Origin of the sequence: Campylobacter concisus, from assembly GCF_002165775.1 — a bacterium.
Taxonomy (GTDB): Bacteria; Campylobacterota; Campylobacteria; order Campylobacterales; family Campylobacteraceae; genus Campylobacter_A; species Campylobacter_A concisus_E.
Window position 1 is genome coordinate 123,484 of record NZ_NDYP01000009.1, and the last position, 16,892, is coordinate 140,375.

At 40.0% G+C, this 16,892-nt stretch carries 20 protein-coding genes and 1 pseudogene; 18 read left to right on the plus strand and 3 right to left on the minus strand.

Going from position 1 to position 16,892, the window contains the following annotated elements; genetic code table 11:
• The first annotated feature begins 64 nt into the window (after window positions 1–64).
• From B9N66_RS08350 to B9N66_RS08370, 5 genes are all read left to right on the plus strand, one after another.
• Window positions 65–1,111: a type II asparaginase gene (locus tag B9N66_RS08350; RefSeq protein WP_087580638.1), complete on the plus strand. Its 1,047-nt coding sequence runs from the start codon at window positions 65–67 to the stop codon at window positions 1,109–1,111.
• A 109-nt stretch (window positions 1,112–1,220) separates the two neighbouring features.
• On the plus strand, window positions 1,221–1,820 hold the full coding sequence (locus B9N66_RS08355) for a LysE family translocator (RefSeq protein ID WP_087580639.1): 600 nt from the start codon (window positions 1,221–1,223) through the stop codon (window positions 1,818–1,820).
• 74 nt (window positions 1,821–1,894) lie between these two features.
• A complete protein-coding gene (locus tag B9N66_RS08360; RefSeq protein WP_085658300.1) occupies window positions 1,895–2,254 on the plus strand; it encodes a DsrE/DsrF/TusD sulfur relay family protein in 360 nt (119 codons plus the stop codon).
• Window positions 2,255–2,273: 19 nt separating this feature from the next.
• Window positions 2,274–3,170, plus strand: coding sequence for a DUF4299 family protein (locus B9N66_RS08365; RefSeq protein ID WP_087580640.1), 897 nt, complete (start codon window positions 2,274–2,276; stop codon window positions 3,168–3,170).
• 191 nt (window positions 3,171–3,361) lie between these two features.
• Complete coding sequence (locus tag B9N66_RS08370) at window positions 3,362–4,213, plus strand: hypothetical protein (protein WP_087580641.1); 852 nt, start codon at window positions 3,362–3,364, stop codon at window positions 4,211–4,213.
• Between the two features lie 20 nt (window positions 4,214–4,233).
• Here the strand turns inward: B9N66_RS08370 and B9N66_RS08375 are convergent, their stop codons facing one another.
• Complete coding sequence (locus B9N66_RS08375; protein ID WP_087580642.1) at window positions 4,234–5,193, minus strand: SLAC1 anion channel family protein; 960 nt, start codon at window positions 5,191–5,193, stop codon at window positions 4,234–4,236.
• Window positions 5,194–5,276: 83 nt separating this feature from the next.
• On the opposite strand from B9N66_RS08375, the gene B9N66_RS08380 reads away from it, so the two are divergent.
• The 13 genes from B9N66_RS08380 (at window position 5,277) to glyS (ending at window position 15,306) form a co-directional block, all read left to right on the plus strand.
• On the plus strand, window positions 5,277–5,921 hold the full coding sequence (locus B9N66_RS08380; protein ID WP_087580643.1) for a Crp/Fnr family transcriptional regulator: 645 nt from the start codon (window positions 5,277–5,279) through the stop codon (window positions 5,919–5,921).
• A gap of 84 nt (window positions 5,922–6,005) precedes the next feature.
• On the plus strand, window positions 6,006–7,343 hold the full coding sequence (locus B9N66_RS08385) for an NAD(P)/FAD-dependent oxidoreductase (RefSeq protein WP_087580644.1): 1,338 nt from the start codon (window positions 6,006–6,008) through the stop codon (window positions 7,341–7,343).
• 10 nt (window positions 7,344–7,353) lie between these two features.
• Window positions 7,354–7,515 carry a YgaP family membrane protein gene (locus B9N66_RS08390; RefSeq protein ID WP_021091464.1) on the plus strand — a complete coding sequence of 54 codons (162 nt, stop codon included), beginning with the start codon at window positions 7,354–7,356 and terminating at the stop codon, window positions 7,513–7,515.
• Between the two features lie 7 nt (window positions 7,516–7,522).
• Window positions 7,523–7,705, plus strand: coding sequence for a YgaP family membrane protein (locus tag B9N66_RS08395; protein ID WP_087580645.1), 183 nt, complete (start codon window positions 7,523–7,525; stop codon window positions 7,703–7,705).
• A 124-nt stretch (window positions 7,706–7,829) separates the two neighbouring features.
• The gene (locus tag B9N66_RS08400; protein ID WP_087580646.1) at window positions 7,830–8,309 is read left to right on the plus strand and encodes a 3-isopropylmalate dehydratase small subunit; all 480 of its coding nucleotides are present in this window, start codon (window positions 7,830–7,832) and stop codon (window positions 8,307–8,309) included.
• Window positions 8,310–8,312: 3 nt separating this feature from the next.
• Entirely contained in the window at window positions 8,313–9,380 is a 1,068-nt protein-coding gene (gene leuB, locus B9N66_RS08405) for a 3-isopropylmalate dehydrogenase (RefSeq protein ID WP_087580647.1), read from the plus strand.
• The gene (locus B9N66_RS08410; RefSeq protein WP_021091490.1) at window positions 9,377–9,622 is read left to right on the plus strand and encodes a hypothetical protein; all 246 of its coding nucleotides are present in this window, start codon (window positions 9,377–9,379) and stop codon (window positions 9,620–9,622) included. The genes leuB and B9N66_RS08410 overlap by 4 nt, the downstream gene beginning before the upstream one ends.
• The gene (locus B9N66_RS08415; protein ID WP_257639817.1) at window positions 9,604–10,035 is read left to right on the plus strand and encodes a CiaD-like domain-containing protein; all 432 of its coding nucleotides are present in this window, start codon (window positions 9,604–9,606) and stop codon (window positions 10,033–10,035) included. The genes B9N66_RS08410 and B9N66_RS08415 overlap by 19 nt, the downstream gene beginning before the upstream one ends.
• On the plus strand, window positions 9,995–11,182 hold the full coding sequence (locus B9N66_RS08420; RefSeq protein ID WP_087580649.1) for a CCA tRNA nucleotidyltransferase: 1,188 nt from the start codon (window positions 9,995–9,997) through the stop codon (window positions 11,180–11,182). The genes B9N66_RS08415 and B9N66_RS08420 overlap by 41 nt, the downstream gene beginning before the upstream one ends.
• Before the next feature lie 73 nt (window positions 11,183–11,255).
• A complete protein-coding gene (locus tag B9N66_RS08425; RefSeq protein WP_085658320.1) occupies window positions 11,256–11,735 on the plus strand; it encodes a tRNA (cytidine(34)-2'-O)-methyltransferase in 480 nt (159 codons plus the stop codon).
• Window positions 11,732–13,135 carry an endonuclease/exonuclease/phosphatase family protein gene (locus tag B9N66_RS08430; RefSeq protein ID WP_087580650.1) on the plus strand — a complete coding sequence of 468 codons (1,404 nt, stop codon included), beginning with the start codon at window positions 11,732–11,734 and terminating at the stop codon, window positions 13,133–13,135. The genes B9N66_RS08425 and B9N66_RS08430 overlap by 4 nt, the downstream gene beginning before the upstream one ends.
• Before the next feature lie 3 nt (window positions 13,136–13,138).
• Window positions 13,139–13,291: a hypothetical protein gene (locus B9N66_RS09750; RefSeq protein ID WP_180382094.1), complete on the plus strand. Its 153-nt coding sequence runs from the start codon at window positions 13,139–13,141 to the stop codon at window positions 13,289–13,291.
• The gene (gene glyS, locus B9N66_RS08435) at window positions 13,288–15,306 is read left to right on the plus strand and encodes a glycine--tRNA ligase subunit beta (RefSeq protein ID WP_087580651.1); all 2,019 of its coding nucleotides are present in this window, start codon (window positions 13,288–13,290) and stop codon (window positions 15,304–15,306) included. Before B9N66_RS09750 ends, glyS begins: the two co-directional genes overlap by 4 nt.
• 42 nt (window positions 15,307–15,348) lie before the next feature.
• Here the strand turns inward: glyS and B9N66_RS08440 are convergent.
• Both B9N66_RS08440 and B9N66_RS08445 read right to left on the minus strand, forming a co-directional pair.
• Window positions 15,349–16,482: pseudogene (locus B9N66_RS08440) on the minus strand (phosphoethanolamine transferase).
• A 114-nt stretch (window positions 16,483–16,596) separates the two neighbouring features.
• A complete protein-coding gene (locus B9N66_RS08445) occupies window positions 16,597–16,884 on the minus strand; it encodes a ComEA family DNA-binding protein (RefSeq protein WP_084109314.1) in 288 nt (95 codons plus the stop codon).
• Between the last annotated feature and the right edge of the window lie 8 nt (window positions 16,885–16,892).

Consider the following 16,892-nt stretch of genomic DNA (forward strand, 5'->3'; position numbering starts at 1 on the left):
TAATAAATTTTTTAAATAAATGGCATTATAATGACTTTGCAAATTTTAATGCAAAGGAGCTAAAATGCGTTTAATCTTTAAGGCGGTGTTACTCATGATTTTAGGTGCTACTTTAGCGGTTGCAAAGCCAACCATCTACATCCTAGCTACTGGTGGAACGATAGCAGGAAGCGGCTCAGGTTCGCTTGATTCAAGCTATACTTCTGGAACTGTTACGGTCGATAAACTAATCGCAGCCGTGCCAGATATCAACAAGATCGCTACCATAAAAGGCGAGCAAATTTCAAATATCGGCTCACAGGATATGAACAATGAAGTTTGGCTTAAGCTTGCTAATAGAATAAACGAACTTCTAAATAGTGGCAAGGCTGATGGTATCGTCATTACTCACGGCACAGACACTATGGAAGAGACAGCTTACTTTCTAAATTTAGTAGTTAAAAGCAACAAGCCAGTTGTGCTCGTAGGTGCGATGAGAAATAGCGGCTCACTAAGCGCAGACGGCCCGCTAAATCTATTTAATGCTGTAAATGTAGCTATTAGCAAAGATAGCGTAGGAAAAGGCGTTGTAGTTACTATGAATGACGAAATTCAAGCTGCTAGAGAGGTAACCAAAACCAACACAACAGGCGTTGATACATTTAAATCACCAAATAGCGGTAAGATCGGCACAGTCTTTTATGGCAACGTAAAATACTATATGAATCCGATCAGAAAACACACAGCAAAATCAGCATTTGACTTAGAGGGCGTAAAAGAACTTCCAAGAGTTGATATTATCTACTCTCATGCAAATGACAATCCTGACTTTGTAAACATAGCTGTTAAAAACGGCGCAAAAGGTATCGTTAGTGCCGGCCTTGGCAACGGCAACCCTTACTTTAGCGTGCTAGAGGCTCTTGGCGAGGCTTCAAAAGCTGGCGTAGTGGTAGTTCGCGACTCACGTGTAGGAAGCGGCGAGACGACTATGAACGGCGAAGTGGACGACGCAAAATACGGCTTTTTAACAAGCGATAATCTAAACGCGCAAAAAGCTAGAGTGCTTTTAATGCTTGCGCTTACAAAAACAAGCGACAAAGCCAAAATTCAAGAGTATTTTTTGACTCACTAAAAAAAGAGGCGGCTTGGTCCGCCTTTTAAATTTAAGCTATAAATTTGATCGCTGGATCTGATTTATAGCTTAAATTTTTATATTTGTTAGCTAAATTTCAAGGCTTTTTATGGACTTCTTACTCTTTTTCGCCACGCTTGCTCCTATCTCGCTAATGCCGGGCATCAATATGACCTATGCGATGAGTATCGGTATGAGCTTTGGCTATAAGCACTCGCTTATTATGATGACCGGACAGCTTCTTTCGCTTGCTTTCGTGGCGTTTTGCTGTATGCTTGGCGTGGGCGCGGTGCTTCATCATTTTGAGTACGCATTTAAGGCGCTAAACATCATCGCAGGGCTTTATATGCTCTATCTTGGCGCGATGCTTCTTTTTGGCAAGGGCGAGCTTAGCATAACAAACGTCTCAAATTTACCAAGCAAAAAGCAGATGTTTATAAACGGCCTCATCGTTTGCTTCACAAATCCAAAGGCATGGATATTTTTCTCGGCTTTACTGCCTACATTTTTGGATAAAGACGATCCCTTTAGTCTAACTCGTATGTGCGTGATCGCGGCAACGCTCGTTTTCATCGAGTTTTGCTCGCTAAATATCTACGCGCTTGGCGGAGCTATGCTAAAGAAATTTTTACAAACGCACCTAAGGCTGCTTGAAATTTGCACCGCCATTATCGTTTGCACGATCGGCGTACTTTTACTTTTTAGATAAATTTAGCCTCTTTTTATATAGCTTGGCTAAAATTTGCCCGGTTTGCGCTACATTTTTGGCAAAAGGAGAAAAAGATGAAAAAATTTCTATTTATACTTACAAATCAACCATACAACGGTACCGACAATGCTTACAACGCATTAAGGCTAGCTAAAACGCTAAAAGAAAAAGGCGAAGAGGTTAGAATTTTTCTAATGAACGACGCGGTCGATCTTGCGCGAAATAGCACCAAAAAGCCGGAAAACTACGACGTAGATCTAGTAGCGATGTTAAAAGAGCTTTACGCTAGCGGCGCTATGCTAAAGGTTTGCGGTAGCTGCCAAACGAGATGCGGTTTGCATGCGGGAGAGCCTTATTTCGAGGCTGAGGTGAAAGGCAGCATGGATATCTTGTCCGAGTGGGTTAGGCAGTGCGATCAAGTGATGACGTTTTAGAGTAGGCGAAAGAGAATTTATGAGCGTAACATTTAAGGTGAAAAATAAAAAGAAGCTTTTGGGCGGATATGAAAAGGCGCTAAGCGAGCGTAAAATTTCAGAGTTTATAGAGGGATTTTGCTTTTTTAATGGTCAAAACGACGAGCCGAGCGAGCTTTCGCTAAACGAAAACGTGATGATTGCTGGCGTATGGCAAAAGAGCGCTCGCGGCTTTGAACTAAACTATGAAGACGGCAAATATATCGTTCGAGTATGCACTCCAAGCGGCATTGGTGACTGGCAGATCGCGCTTGAACTACTCTCAAAGCTCTCAGCTCAAACTGGCTCGAAAATAGAGTGTGACAACGAGGAAATTTACGATGAAAAGCAAATTTTAAAATTTGACTACGAGGCCGACATAATGTGGGGACTCGAAGCTCTAAAGGATGCAAAAGAGGAAAATCAAACGCTTCATATCTATGGCGTGGAGCGCGACGTGGCGTTTGACGCGGTTATGATAGATGAAATTTTTGCAAGTGCTAGCCCTGCGGCTAAATTTGATGAGATGATGAGGCAGGTGCAGTATCTTGACGCTTATAGCGCAAGAGAGAATTTATACGAAGATAAAAACGGGAATGAAATTTTTGGCGCGTATACGCTTAGCGAAAATTTACCGACTATCTTGCCTTACGCTCCATCCCCTTCGTGGCAAGCGCAAGAAGTTCTAGGAGGGCGCAAGGTCTCGCGCTGGATACTTACGCTAGTCGTCGGCGTAGACGATAGGGATGCGCACGTGCTTGGCGAATGCGAATACAACGCTTTTATGAAAAATTTACCAAAAGAAAAATACCGATTCATCGATGCGGCAAATGTGCTAGTTGAGCCGCTTAGCGAAGAAGAGATGATGGAAATTTTTAAAAAGGCAAATGAAGCTTAGGTTTAAATTTGATAAACCGCCCGGAAATGAAAATTCGCCTCAGGCTTGCTTAAAAATTTAAGTCGGTTTTAAGTGCGGATTTAAACTCGTAAAAGATAGAATTTTACTGGTATTGTCGCTTTTTGGGCTAAATTAGGCGAAATTTTAACCTAAATTAATCTAGGCTTTGCGTGATTTGAAAAAGGATAAAAGTGAAAATTTTTAAAGCTATTTTAGTGGCGGCATCCGCTGTTTGCTATCTAAACTCGGCCATTTTACCGCAAAGCGACTGGAGTAAAAAGGATCTAAAAGGCGAGGTTAAAAGCATGACGGCTACGGAGTACGAATACTCCATAGACGGCTCGGGCGCGCTAGAAAATACGCGCGTGAAGCGGACGGAGTTTAACGAAAACGGCTATATACTGCAAGAAACCGAGCATATAAACGGCGTACCAAATAGCTCGGTTTTGTTTGAGTACGGCAAAGACGGGCTAATCCGCAAAAAATATCAAGATAGCGCCGTTTATCTCTACGAATACGAATTTGACGGCGAAAATTTAGTCGAGACGGCCAAAGAGCAGTATATCGAGGATAAATTTTACCCGCGCACGGAGAAAACTACTTACGGCAAGGACGGCAAAATGATCGCTCGGGCTGTGTATTCGGGCAGGGAACTAGTGATAGACGATAGCTACGTCTACGACGAAAAGGGCGTTTTAACGCGGATAGAAGATAATATGGAGCCGCGGCACGGCATAGAGATAAGCTTCGAGCGCAAGCCAAACGGCGAATACGAAAAAATCACGCAAACTCCGAACTCAAAATGGGTTTATTACTACGCCGCAAACGGCGACGAGATGGAGTATACGTCGGTAAATTACTTCGGCTCTGAGGCAAAAATCGGGCAAATCTTGCAGTTTAAGGATATAAGCAGGGATGAGCGGGGAAATTTGACGCATAAAACCTCGGTCAAATTTAAGCCAGCGGACAAATACTACGAAAACGGCGACATAACGGAAATCGGCCTATATAAAAAGCTGGAAATCAGCTACGAATACTACTAAAGTAAATTTTTGAGCTAAGGCTATTTTTCTGAAAAAATTTCGCCGTTTACTATAGATTTAACCGTTAAAAACCCGACCATCAAAATCGAAGCGACTAGAGCCGCAAAAGCGCCGACTCCTAAAACTAAATAAAAATCGCTTTGCGTAATTTCGTAAGCTTTTAAAAACGCTATGGAGCTAGCGGCCGTCGGGAAGGTAAAAGCCCACCACGATAGGGCGAATTTGAGTTTAATAAATCTTTTATACGAAAAAAGTATAAGCGCCACGAAAAATACGTTTATATTAAGCAGTATCGCCGCAAAAGCATCGAATTGCTCGGTTAATTTTACGTATCCCAAAAACGCCATAGCCGGCGGCGCTAGCGTAATGACTAGCGTCGGGACGAATTTGTCGGCTAACTTATCGCAAAAAACTAGCCTGTAAAATATAACAGCGAATAAAATAATCCAGAAAAATAGCCCCAAACTAAAATAATACCAGATCGCTTGAGATTTTTCGGCTATGATCGGAATTAACAAGTTACCCACTACCGGGATAAACCATGCCGGATTTAGCATCGCGATATCGAATTTTTCGTCGATCCAAAAAGAAATGACATAAAGCGTAAAAATCGTTTGCAAGCCTAAAGCCGCGTAAAAAAGCGAGTAGTATAATCGCGGCGCGTCTTTGTAGGCTAGAGCTAAAAGAAAAAGCGAGATGATAAATCCGCCGAAAAAATTTATCTTTATGGGATGCAAAAATTCGGCCTTTACCTCTTCTTTAAATTTTAAAATCTTAAAGAGGTAAAACGCCAAAAGTAGGCAAAATACCGTGCAGTCTAGCGCTCTAAGCACCGAGAATATCTCGCCCGGCAAATCAAATATCTCGCTTAGTTTCTTATAAGCCGCGCAAAGCCCTCCAAGCCCCATAGTACCGGCAAAAAGCATAATCGGCAGCGATTTTATTTTGCTTTGCGGGTCGTTTTTCTTAACGTCGTGCATTGTTTTTCTTTTCGTATTAAATTTTTATGCAATATTACCTATAATGAGGTTAAATTTTTGTAACGAAGTCACGAAAGGGCAAAATGCTAAGCGAAGAGTTAAAAGAAATTTTGCGCGAGAGATTTACGAATAATTTCGATCTAGCAAGCGAGGATCTAAATGCGATCTTTGCTAACGCGTATCTAAAAACCGTAAAAAAGGGCGATATATTTTACTCCGGAAACGATTGCTTCGGATTTATCCTTATACTAAAAGGCGTTTTAAGGGCGTTCGTGTCGTCTAGCGCAAAGGAAATAACGATATTTAGACTAACTAAAGACGAGAGTTGCGTGCTGTGCGATACATGTTCTATAAATTCGCTAGAAAATAAAGTAAGCGTCGAAATTGAGCAAGATAGCGAGATTATCGTTATTCCGGCGCGAATTTACAAGCCTCTTAAAGAAAAATATCCGAGCATTTTAAATTTTACTCTAAAAATCGTAGCCGATCGGTTTGCTAGAACCATAAACGTTATGGAACAGGCTTTGTTTTTGCCACTTTCGGCGCGGATTATGAATTTTTTATCTCAAAGCATCGAAAATCTAAACGAAAATTTTATAAAAATAACTCACGAAGAGCTGGCGAATCATCTAGGAAGCGCTAGAGAAGCGGTATCTAGGGTGCTAAAAGAGCTTGAGAGAAGCGGGCAAATAACGCAAAGCCGCGGCGAAATAAGGCTAGTTTCTTAAAATTCTCGTTTTAAGGTAACATTGTTACGGATAGGGCGGCCTTTTTTAGGTAGCATTTCATAAACTCGTTTTAAAGGAGAATTTATGAAAGGACTGCAAAGAAGAGACGTTTTAAAGCTAATGGGGGCCGCGGGACTAGCCGCGAGTATGAGCGGTTGCTCGGTAACGGGCGGCGAAAACGACGATATAAATTCTAAAATCGTCATAATGGGCGCGGGACTTAGCGGTATCGCGTTGGCGGCTAAACTTAGAAGAGATATGCCTAACGCCAAGGTAATTCTCGTGGATAAAGACGAGAAATTTTACTACCAGCCGGGCTTTACGCTAATCGCTGTCGGAATTTACGAAGCTAGCGACGTCGTTTACGAAAAAGCGGATTATATCCCGCAAGGAACCGAGTGGATACGCAAAAACGTATCTGAGATAAAGCCGGAAGCCAATCTGCTCGTCTTAGACGACGGGAGCGAGCTGGGGTATGATTATCTAATCGTAGCAAGCGGCGTGGAATACGACTTTGAAGCCGTTAAGGGGTTAAGCTTAGAGGATATTAACGATACGAGCGGCAATATATCCTCCGTCTACACTCTACAAGGCGCCGTAAAAAGCAACGAGCTGATGAAAAAATTCTCTCAAAACGGCGGCGCAGCGGTATTTTGCGATCAAAAAACCCCGATGAAATGCAGCGGCGCCAATAAAAAAGTAACATGCATGAGCGAAGATAGGCTGAGGTTGGCCGGCAACCGCGATAAAGGCAGCGTTAATCTTTACGTCGGCGGCGGTAAGCTTTTCGGCGATCCGACTTATGCCGCGGCGATGACTCAAATAATGATAAAAAGAAAGATAAAATTTAATCTTCGCCACCAAATCGTAGCCGTCGATAAAAGCTCAAATACCGCCACTTTCGAGTTTTGGACGGCGTATAGGCAAAACGGCGAAGATAAAATCGCGTCCGAGCTAATCGATGTAAAATACGACTGGCTTCACTTACCGCCTAAGCAAAAAGGAAGCGAAATTTTAGCTCACGCCGGCCTAACTAAAGAGGGCGACAAGCTAAATTTCCTAGCCGTCGATAAATACAGCCTACAAAGTACAAAATTTAAAAATATATTCGGTATCGGCGATATTTGCGGATTTGCGGCCGGCAAAACGGGGGCTAGCGTTAGGAAAATGTATCCGATTTTAGCTAAAAATTTAGCCGATACGATAAAAGGACGAGAACCTAGCGAGAAATTTACCGGATATACGGCTTGCCCTTTTATCACCAAATACGGCAAGGCTATAATGGTAGAGTTCGACTGGGAGGGAACGGCTCCGACGTTAGAGTGCTTCGGCGCTACCAGGGAGAGCTATATGAGTTGGCTGGTTAAAATTTACGGATTTAAACCTATGGTTATGAACGGAATGCTAAAAGCTTTAGCTTAAAGGAGATAAAATGAGCGTTTTAGATAAAACTATACGTTTGATTATAGCGGCGATTTGGTTTTTTATTTTCGGATTTATTTGCGACTGCTGGTTGTGGACGGTCGGGCTAATTCCGCTTTTAACGGGATATTACGGCTACTGCCCGCTTTATAAAATTTTTAAGAAAAGGTAAAAATATTATGGTAAGCGCGAAAAGTAGAATTATTAGGGTCGTACTAGGGCTAGTTTTTATGGCGGCAGTTTGGTATTTTTACGAGAGCTACTGGGCGTTAATCGGGTTAATCCCGATTATCGTCGGCGTTACGGGTTTTTGTCCTGCGTGTAAATTCTTAGGCAGGTGTTCTTTAAATTTAAAAAGATAAAAAGGGCGTTTTAGCGCCCTTTGCCTCGCTATTTAGCCGCTTAGACCGTAAATTTTATTCGCCGTTTGATGAATTATTTAGCTACTTTTGGCTAAAATCTCGAAAATTTAAAAAAGGCGAAACGATGAATAAAGTTTGGAAATTCGGCGACAATATCGATACCGATATAATTATCGCCGCCAGATACTTAAATACTTCCGACGAAAATATCTTAGCAAAACATATAATGGAGGACGCCGATCCTAATTTTAGCTCCAAGATAGATAAGGGCGACATTATCGTAGCGGGCGAAAATTTCGGCTGCGGTAGCTCTCGCGAGCACGCTCCTATCGCGCTTAAAGCCGCCGGTATAGGTGCGGTGATAGCTAAAAGCTATGCGAGAATTTTTTATAGAAATAGCTTTAATACGGGGCTTTTGATACTCGAGATCAAAGAAACGGACGAGATAAACGAGGGCGATGAGCTAAAAATAGACGTAGATAACGGCGCGGTCGCAAATCTAACCAGCGGCAAAGAGTATAAATTTAGCCCTATACCGCCGTTTATGCAAGAGCTTCTAAACGCCGGCGGACTTATAGAATACGCAAAAGTAAAGTTGGATTAAATAATGAGAGAATATAAAATTTGTGTTATAAAAGGCGATGGCATCGGCCCTGAGATCATAGATGAGGCGATAAAAATTTTAGATGTTGTTAGCGCTGAGTTTGGGATAAAATTTGAGTACGACTACAAGCTTATGGGCGGTGCAGCTTATGATGTATTTGGCGTGCCTTTGCCAGATGAGACGCTTAGTTCTGCTCTAAGCTCTGATGCTGTGCTTTTTGGAGCGATCGGCGGCGAGAAGTGGGATAGTTTGCCAAGACATCTAAGGCCAGAGAGCGGGCTTTTAAAGATTAGAAAAGAGCTTGAAGCTTATGCAAATTTACGCCCAGCCATTGTTTTTGATGAGCTAGTGGATGCTAGCACGCTAAAACCAGAGGTTTTAAGAGGCGTTGATTTTGTCGTGGTTCGTGAACTAACGGGCGGGCTTTATTTTGGACAGCCTAGAGAAAAAGGTGAAGATAGAGCGTTTAACACGATGGTTTATTCTAAAATGGAGATCGAGCGCATCGCAAAGATCGCCTTTGAGACAGCTATGCTTCGCAAGAAAAAGGTCTGCATGGTCGATAAGGCAAATGTGCTTGAGACAAGCCAGCTTTGGCGCGAGGTGACAAGCGAAGTGGCTAAAAATTACCCTGAAGTAGAGCTTAGCTTTATGTATGTGGATAATGCGGCGATGCAGTTAGTAAGAGCGCCAGCAAATTTTGACGTCATACTTACTGAAAATTTATTCGGCGACATTTTAAGCGATGAGGCGAGTATGGTCTGTGGCTCGATAGGACTTTTGCCAAGTGCTAGTATGGGCGGTAAAGTGGGAATTTATGAGCCAATTCACGGCTCAGCTCCAGACATCGCAGGGCAGGGCATAGCAAATCCGATCGCAACCATTTTAAGTGCAGCGATGATGCTAAGATACGCATTTAGTGAAAATGAAGCCGCAGATGCGATAGAAAATGCTGTGAAAGAGGCGCTTGCAAAAGGTTATAGAACAAAAGATATCGCTGCTTTTAACGCAGTTGAAATTTGCTCAACTAGCGAGATAGGTGATGTTATCGCAGGATTTATCAAAAAATGAAAAACACAATCACTGAAGCACTGATCTACGAAGCTCAGGGGCTAAAAGATGATGCACTTGAAATTTATAAAAATATCTTAAAGCAAGATCCGTCAAACAAAGACGCTCTTAGCGCGATAAACCGCCTGAGTGGACTTCGCAAAGAGCGAGCGATAAAAAACGAGCAGATGAAAGAGTTTTTTATAGCGATGAAAAGTGATGAAGAGATAAATGAATTTAAAAGGTGGTTGATAAGATTATGAAGCTTGATGATATCGCTAGAATGGCAATCAGTGAGGTTAGCGCTGAGCTTGAAAAAATAGAAGCATTGCAAAGTAAAAAGCAAGAAGAGCTTGAGCGAGAGAATTTAAAAAAAGAGCTTTTGGCTATAGAGTCTAATGAAAATGCACTAAATAACGAGCTAAAAGTTGAGGCAAATTTACAAAATGAGCAAGTATTTGAGGTAAAAGAGGAGCCAGCAAGTCCAATAAAAAGTAGAGAGATGAGCGAAGAGAAAATTTTCTTAGCAAACCTTGCTGAGCGCATAGAAGTGCTTTTTGAAGGGCTTAAACAAACTAGTGAACAAAATCTTGCTTCAAGGCTTGAGCTAACGACAAAATTTTTAGAATTTACCCTTGCAAATATCGAAAATAGACTCCAAAATCTCTCAAAATAAGCCATTAGACGGCTCAAAAAATGAGATAAAAATCAAAAATGAAATTTATAAAAATAGCGAGCTAGACTTTTTTAGGTCGCTATTTGCTCCATTTACTTCACGTGTCTATCTAGTTGGTGGCTGCGTGAGAGATGCATTCTTGGGGCGAGAAATTTATGATTATGACATCGAAGTTTATGACATCGAGCCTTTAAAATTTAATGAGCTAATGGCTAGCATAGGCGCTAGCGGTGTTGGTAAAAGCTACTTCATTTACAAATATAAAAACTACGACATTGGGCTTCCAAGAAGCGAGAGCAAAACTGGGAATTCACACAAAGACTTTGCGGTAAGCTATATTAATGATCCCAAAATGGCGAGCCTTAGGCGAGATTTCACGATAAATGCCATGATGATGAATATCTTTAATGGAGAAATTTTAGACTTTTACGGCGGGAAGCAAGATTTAGCAAAAAAGATATTAAGGCACATTGATAGTGAGAAATTTAAAGAAGACCCACTAAGGGTGCTTAGAGGAGTGCAATTTAGCTCTAGGCTTGATTTTAGTATAGCTGATGAGACGCTAGCTCTCATGAAAAGCCTTAGTTTGGAGCATCTAAGCAGAGATAGGATAAATACTGAGCTTATTAAATTTTTTCGTGCAAAGTATCTAGAAAAAGGAGCTTACTATCTTTTTGAGCTTGGACTTTTTAAAGAAATTTTTGGTATGCAAATTTCTATGGACGATGGATTTTTAAGCGATCTTAAGAGTGCTAGAGAATTTGTGGATGATGAGAGATTATTTTTATATCTTTTGTTTGGCAAATTTGAGCTTGACACAAAAGAAATTTTAGAGAAAATGCGTCTGCCAAAGAGCTACTTTTCTATCTTAAAGCAGCCTTATTTTAAGGACATGCCAAGCGATAAAGAGCTAATGCAAATTGCCATAAATATGCCCATAAAATCATGGCTTGGAGCTTATAATAAAGAGCGGATAGAGCGTGCCAAGAAGCTTGGAATTTATGAGACGAAATTTGACCCGAAAGTCGATGTGGCAGAAATTTTATCAGCTGGTTTTAAAAACGAAGAGATCGCAAAAGAGATAAAACGTAGGCAAGAGCTTGAAATTTCAAAATATCTAAGCGAGCATAAGCCTAGAAAAGATTAGTCTTTAAAACTCTTAAAAGCCCATTTTGGCTAAAATAGGCTAGTTTATAACACTTTTAAGGCAAAGAAAGCTTATGTTTAACATAGTCCTAGTCCATCCTCAGATACCGCAAAATACTGGAGCTATCGGTAGAATGTGCGTTAATGCAAATTTAAAGCTACATATCGTTAAGCCAACGGTCTTTGATCTGAGTGAAAAGGCTGTTAGACGAGCAGGACTTGACTACTGGAAAATTTTAAATCCAAAAATTTGGGATAGTTTGGAAGAATTTTTAGAAGCAAACTTAAGCCACAAGGATAGATTTTTCTTCGCTACCACAAAGACAAATAGGCTTTACTACGAGGCCGAGTTTAAGCCAGGAGATTTTATATTTTTTGGTGGCGAGAGTACTGGGCTGCCAAGAGAATTTATGGATATAAATTTTAAAAATGCCATAACCATACCAATGGGAAAAGAGGGCAGGAGCTTAAATTTAGCTATGAGTGCTGGCATTATCGCTTATGAGGCGATCAGGCAAAATATTACTGAATTTGACTTTAGGAGTGAGATTTGAGAGTAGTTTTTGCTTTGGTTTTTACCATTTTAGTGGCATTTGCGAGTGAAATTAGCATCGCAACTTATAATGTGCAAAATTTATTTGATTGCAAAGATGATGGTAGCGAGTATCTTGATTTTAAAGTAGGCGTATCAAAATGGGACTGTGAGGCGGCTGATTCAAAACTACAAAGGACAAGACAAGTCATAAATGCACTAAATACTGACATTATCGCACTTCAAGAGATCGAAAATGAGCAAGTTTTAAAAGCTCTGGTAAGTGATAGCGAGTATAAATTTGCAAGCTTTACAAAGGAGAAAAACTCGCCTGTTGGGCTTGGGCTTATTTCAAAGTTACAGCCAAGTGGCAGTGAAATTTTTAAAGTTCCAAACGTAAAGACGAGAAATATTCTAAAGGTTATTTTTGAGACAGAAGGTAAGAAATTTAGCATATTTGTAAATCACTTTCCAACTTATAAAAATGGCATAAATATGCAAAAAAAGGCTGAAAAAACGTTAAGAACAGCTCTGGGTAAAGAGAAAAACGCGATTATTTTGGGTGATTTTAACTCGCCCTTTGGACAAAAATCTATCCTAAATGACATCATTACAACGAGAAATTTTTATGATCTTTATAAAGAGCTTGAGCCAAAAGATAGATATTCTCACGCAGTACATGGCAAAAAAAGAGCGATCGATCATGTTTTACTTTCACCTAGCTTTATGGAAAATGGCGATCTAAGCTATGTTGGTGGCAGTTTTGAAGTCTTTAAACCAAGCTTTGCAGTCGATGAAAAAGGCTTTGCAAAGAGCGACCTTTACTCGGATCACTTTGCGTTAAAGTTTAAAATTTCAACTGATCCAAGCCCAGTAAAAAAGAGCTTTGTAAGTAAAATTTTTAAAAAAGATGAAAACAAAGCCAATAAAAAAATAAGCGAACAAGACTATAAGACGGCTGATGTGGATACGCTTTTTGATCACCCAGAGGCAGTGCCAGTCGTGATTGAAAAAGCGGTTGTTATCTTAAAAGATAAGTATGGCTTCATTATCTCGAAAAATCACCGTGGAATTTATGTCTATGATCCTAAAAATAGCGTTACTGTAGGCGAAGAGCTAGATATTTTAGTAAGGCGAATGAAAATTTATAAAGATGCGCTTGAAGTCAGCTCTTATGAGATCATAAATGAGCATGGCACAAAAGATATTAGCGAAAATTTACTAGATGCATCGCAATTAAGTGAAGCTAGAAGTGGCGATGTCTTTGCTAAAATTTCGGGCAGACTAGAGAGGGGCTATCTGCATACACCATACGGTAAGATCAGGGTTTATAGTAAGAAAAAGCTAAAAGATGGCGAGTATAGTTTTGAAAACGTGAGAGTTAAAATTTATAAGAGAGAAAACCAAATCGTTGTGGAGTAGAAAGTGCAAATTTTAGATATTTTTATGATCACAGCATTTGTTTTGTTTGCTATTTTTATGATAAGAGGGGTTGTTTTGCAGGCACAAGAAAAGGAGAGAGTAAGAAAAATGATAAGAGAAAAAAGAGAAAATTTTAATAAAAAGAGTGAAATATGAAAGAGTTATTACTTGAGATCGGAGTTGAAGAACTTCCAGCGATACCATTTTTAAGAGAGCTACCAAATATCAATACTAAATGGCAGGCTGTGCTTGAAAAATATAACATTGCAAGCGAGTTTAAATTTTATTACACGCCACGTCGTTTGGTCTTTTTTCATGAGAAATTTCCTAAGGCTCAGCCCGATAGCGTGGCTAGTTTCGTTGGTGCGCCAAAGCAAGTAGCACTAAAAGACGGAGCTTTCACAAAAGCAGCACTTAGCTTTGCTAGCAAATATAGCATAGATGAGAGCGAGCTTAAATTTAAAGAGATAGACGGCAAAGAGGTGCTCTACTACGAAAAAGAGGTAAAAGGCGAGCCAGTCGCTAAGATAATGGGCGATATGGTTGAGGAGTTTTTAAAGAGTCTAAATTTTGGCAAGTCTATGCGCTGGGGCAATGGTGAGTTCGAGTTTATCCGCCCGATAAGATCGTTTTTGTGTTTGCTTGGCGATGAGGTCATTAAATTTGATAAATTTGGCGTGGCAAGTGGTGACTCTACATATCCACATAGAAGCATCAGCTACGACAAGATCAAAATTTCAAATATAAAAGAATACTTTGATGGCTCAAGGGCTCGTGGTGTTGTGCTTGAAGCTGCCGAGAGAGAAAAAATAATCCTTGATGAGTTTGGAAAGATCAGTCAAAAAAGTGGGCTAAAGATCGAGATAGATAGAGAACTTCTAGCTGAAGTCGTGGCGATTACTGAGTACCCAACAGCACTTCTTGGCTCATTTGAAGGGGAATTTTTAGAGGTGCCAAGCGAGGTCATCATCACTTCGATGAAAGAAAATCAACGCTACTTCCCAGTCTTTAAAGATGGCAAGCTAGCAAACGGCTTCGTTGTCGTTAGTAACGCCATAACGCAGGACTACTCGCTCATCATCAAGGGCAACGAAAAGGTGCTAAGAGCAAGGTTAAGCGATGCGATGTTTTTTTGGCAAAGTGACTTAAAAGCTGAATTTAGCCCAGAAAAACTAAAAAATATAACTTACCTAAAAGAGCTTGGAAGTATCTACGAAAAAGAGCTTAGAGAGCTACAAGTGGCTAAAAAGCTTGCTAGCAACTATGACGAGCTACTCAAAAAAGAAGCTGGCGAGTATGGAGCCAAGCTTGAGCGAGCTGTGATGCTAAGCAAGGCTGATCTTACAACGCAGATGGTTTATGAATTTACCGAGCTTCAAGGCATCATGGGCGCTTACTATGCAAAGGCTAAAAACGAGGATGAGGACGTCGTTTTGGCTATAAAAGAACAGTATTTGCCAGACGGCGAAGAGGCGCAGTGCCCAAGTAAGGTGTTTAGCTCGGTTGTAGCGCTTTCAAATAAGCTTGATACGCTAATGGGACTCTTTAGTATCGGCAAAATCCCAAGTGGCACCAAAGACCCATACGCTCTAAGGCGTGCGGCAAATGGCGTGATAAAGATCGTTTTGGCGCATAATTTGAAATTTAACGTAAAAGAAATTTTAGAAGATATCGCAAAAGATTATAAAAAAATTGACATTGAAGTATTAATAAATTTTATCCTTGATAGGCTCTACACTTTCTTTGACGCAAACGCTTCTATCGTAAAAGCATGCATAAAAAGCGGCGAGAAAGATATCCTAGAGCTAACCAAGATGATAGAGGCACTTGCTAAAATTTCAAGTGAATCAAATTTTAGAGAGAATTTCTCGACATTTAAACGCCTTGCAAACATAATAAAAGATGATAAATTTAGCAAGGTCGATGAGAACCTTTTTGATATAGATGCTGAAAAGGCCTTAAATGACGCGTTTAAAGCGGTTGATAAGAGCCTAGCGTATGAGCCAAGGCTAAAAGCGCTATTTGCCCTAAAACCACAGATCGATGAGTTTTTTGACAAAGTTATGATAAACGTTGAAAATGAGAAAGTGCGAAATAATCGCATCGCAATCATCGGTCAAATTTATAGTGAGATATTAAAAGTAGCTGATATAAAAGAGATCAGCTTTTAAATTTACGCCAGCTTCAGGCTCTTGCCTAGGCTGGCTTTAAATTTACTTCCTAAAGATATCAAATTCTGGTTCATAAGCCTTAGTTTTTACCACAAAATATCCAAGAACTGAGCTAAATATAAAATCATGCGAAAGGCTCTCATCTTTTCTAGTTTTTAGCCTTTTTAAAAGTTCGCTATCGCTTGAAAAGACGATGGCTGGGATGTGTTTTTGCTCATCTGGAGCGATGGAATAAGGCAGACCATGTAAATATATGCCATTTTCGCCTAGGCTCTCTCAGTGATCTGAGAAAAAGAACATGGTGACTTCAAATTCATCTTTTCTTGCTTCAAGGGCGTTTATCAGCTCACTTTGTAGATAGTCCTCATATAAAATGGTGTTGTCGTAGGTGTTTGCTATCTCTTCTGGCGTGCATTTATTTAGCTCCGCAGTATCGCACGTTGGGGTAAATTCTTTAAATTTGCTTGGGTAGCCTTTGTAGTAGATAGGGCCATGCGAGCCTTGCAGGTGTAGCACGATAAAGGTGGTGGAATTTGCATCTTCGATGACCTTTTTGGCCTCATCAAATATCACTTCGTCAAAGCCTTCTGCTCGATGATCTGAAGTATGGTTTTGATCGAGATTGTCGCAAACGCCCTTGCAACCGCCGCTATTGTTGCCAAAAAAGTATGTTTTTATGCCAAGTTTATTGATGATATCAACTAAATTTTCACGAGCTTTTGCTTCACGGTTGCTAAAATTTTCTCGCTTTAAGTCTGAAAATAAGCAAGGCACACTAGTCTCTGTGGCTGTTCCACATGAGTAGAAATTCGTAAAACTTACCACACCTTTTTGCTTAGTAAATTTATTCGTATCATTTTTGGTGTAGCCATTTAGTGAGTAGTTTCTGCTTCTTTGCGTCTCGCCAACTATCAAAACCAAAATTTTCTTTTTATTATCAGCTAGTACCGCATCATCTGCTACATAAGTAAAAGGTAGTGGTTTTTGAGTGATCGATTTTACTAGCTTTATAGCTGAGTAGATGGGATAGTATGGGAGCAATGCAGTTCTTAAATTCGAATGCTCTCTAAAAAATGGTATAAAAATTTTAGACGTTAATAAAAATATGGTAGCTATCGCAACTATAGAAAATGAGATAATTTTTGCTCTTAATTTAAGCTCATTAAATGCTAGCAAAAACTAAGATAAAGACGATGGCAAATATAAGAAAAAGAGTGGATTATTTTATAAAAAGCCATAATAATAGGACTCAAATGTAAATGGCTAGAAATTTCAAATGAAAAAATAAGATTATTTTTTCTTGCCTTTGGAGTTTTTTGCTTCAGATTTTTTGACTTTTGCGTTCTCTTTTATGCTAAGTTTTTCTTTAACTTTTTGCATATCGTTAAAGCCAATACCTTGGACTTTTTCAAGTTCATCGATGCTTTTAAATTTATGGGCTTTTCTGTATTTTATAATGTTTAACGCCTGGCCTTTACTTAGCCCAAGCTCCATTAACTCGTTTTTGCTGGCTGTATTTAGATTAGCGCCATATGCAATGCTTGCAACTACCAAGCAAAGTAAAATTTTAATCTTCATCTTATCTT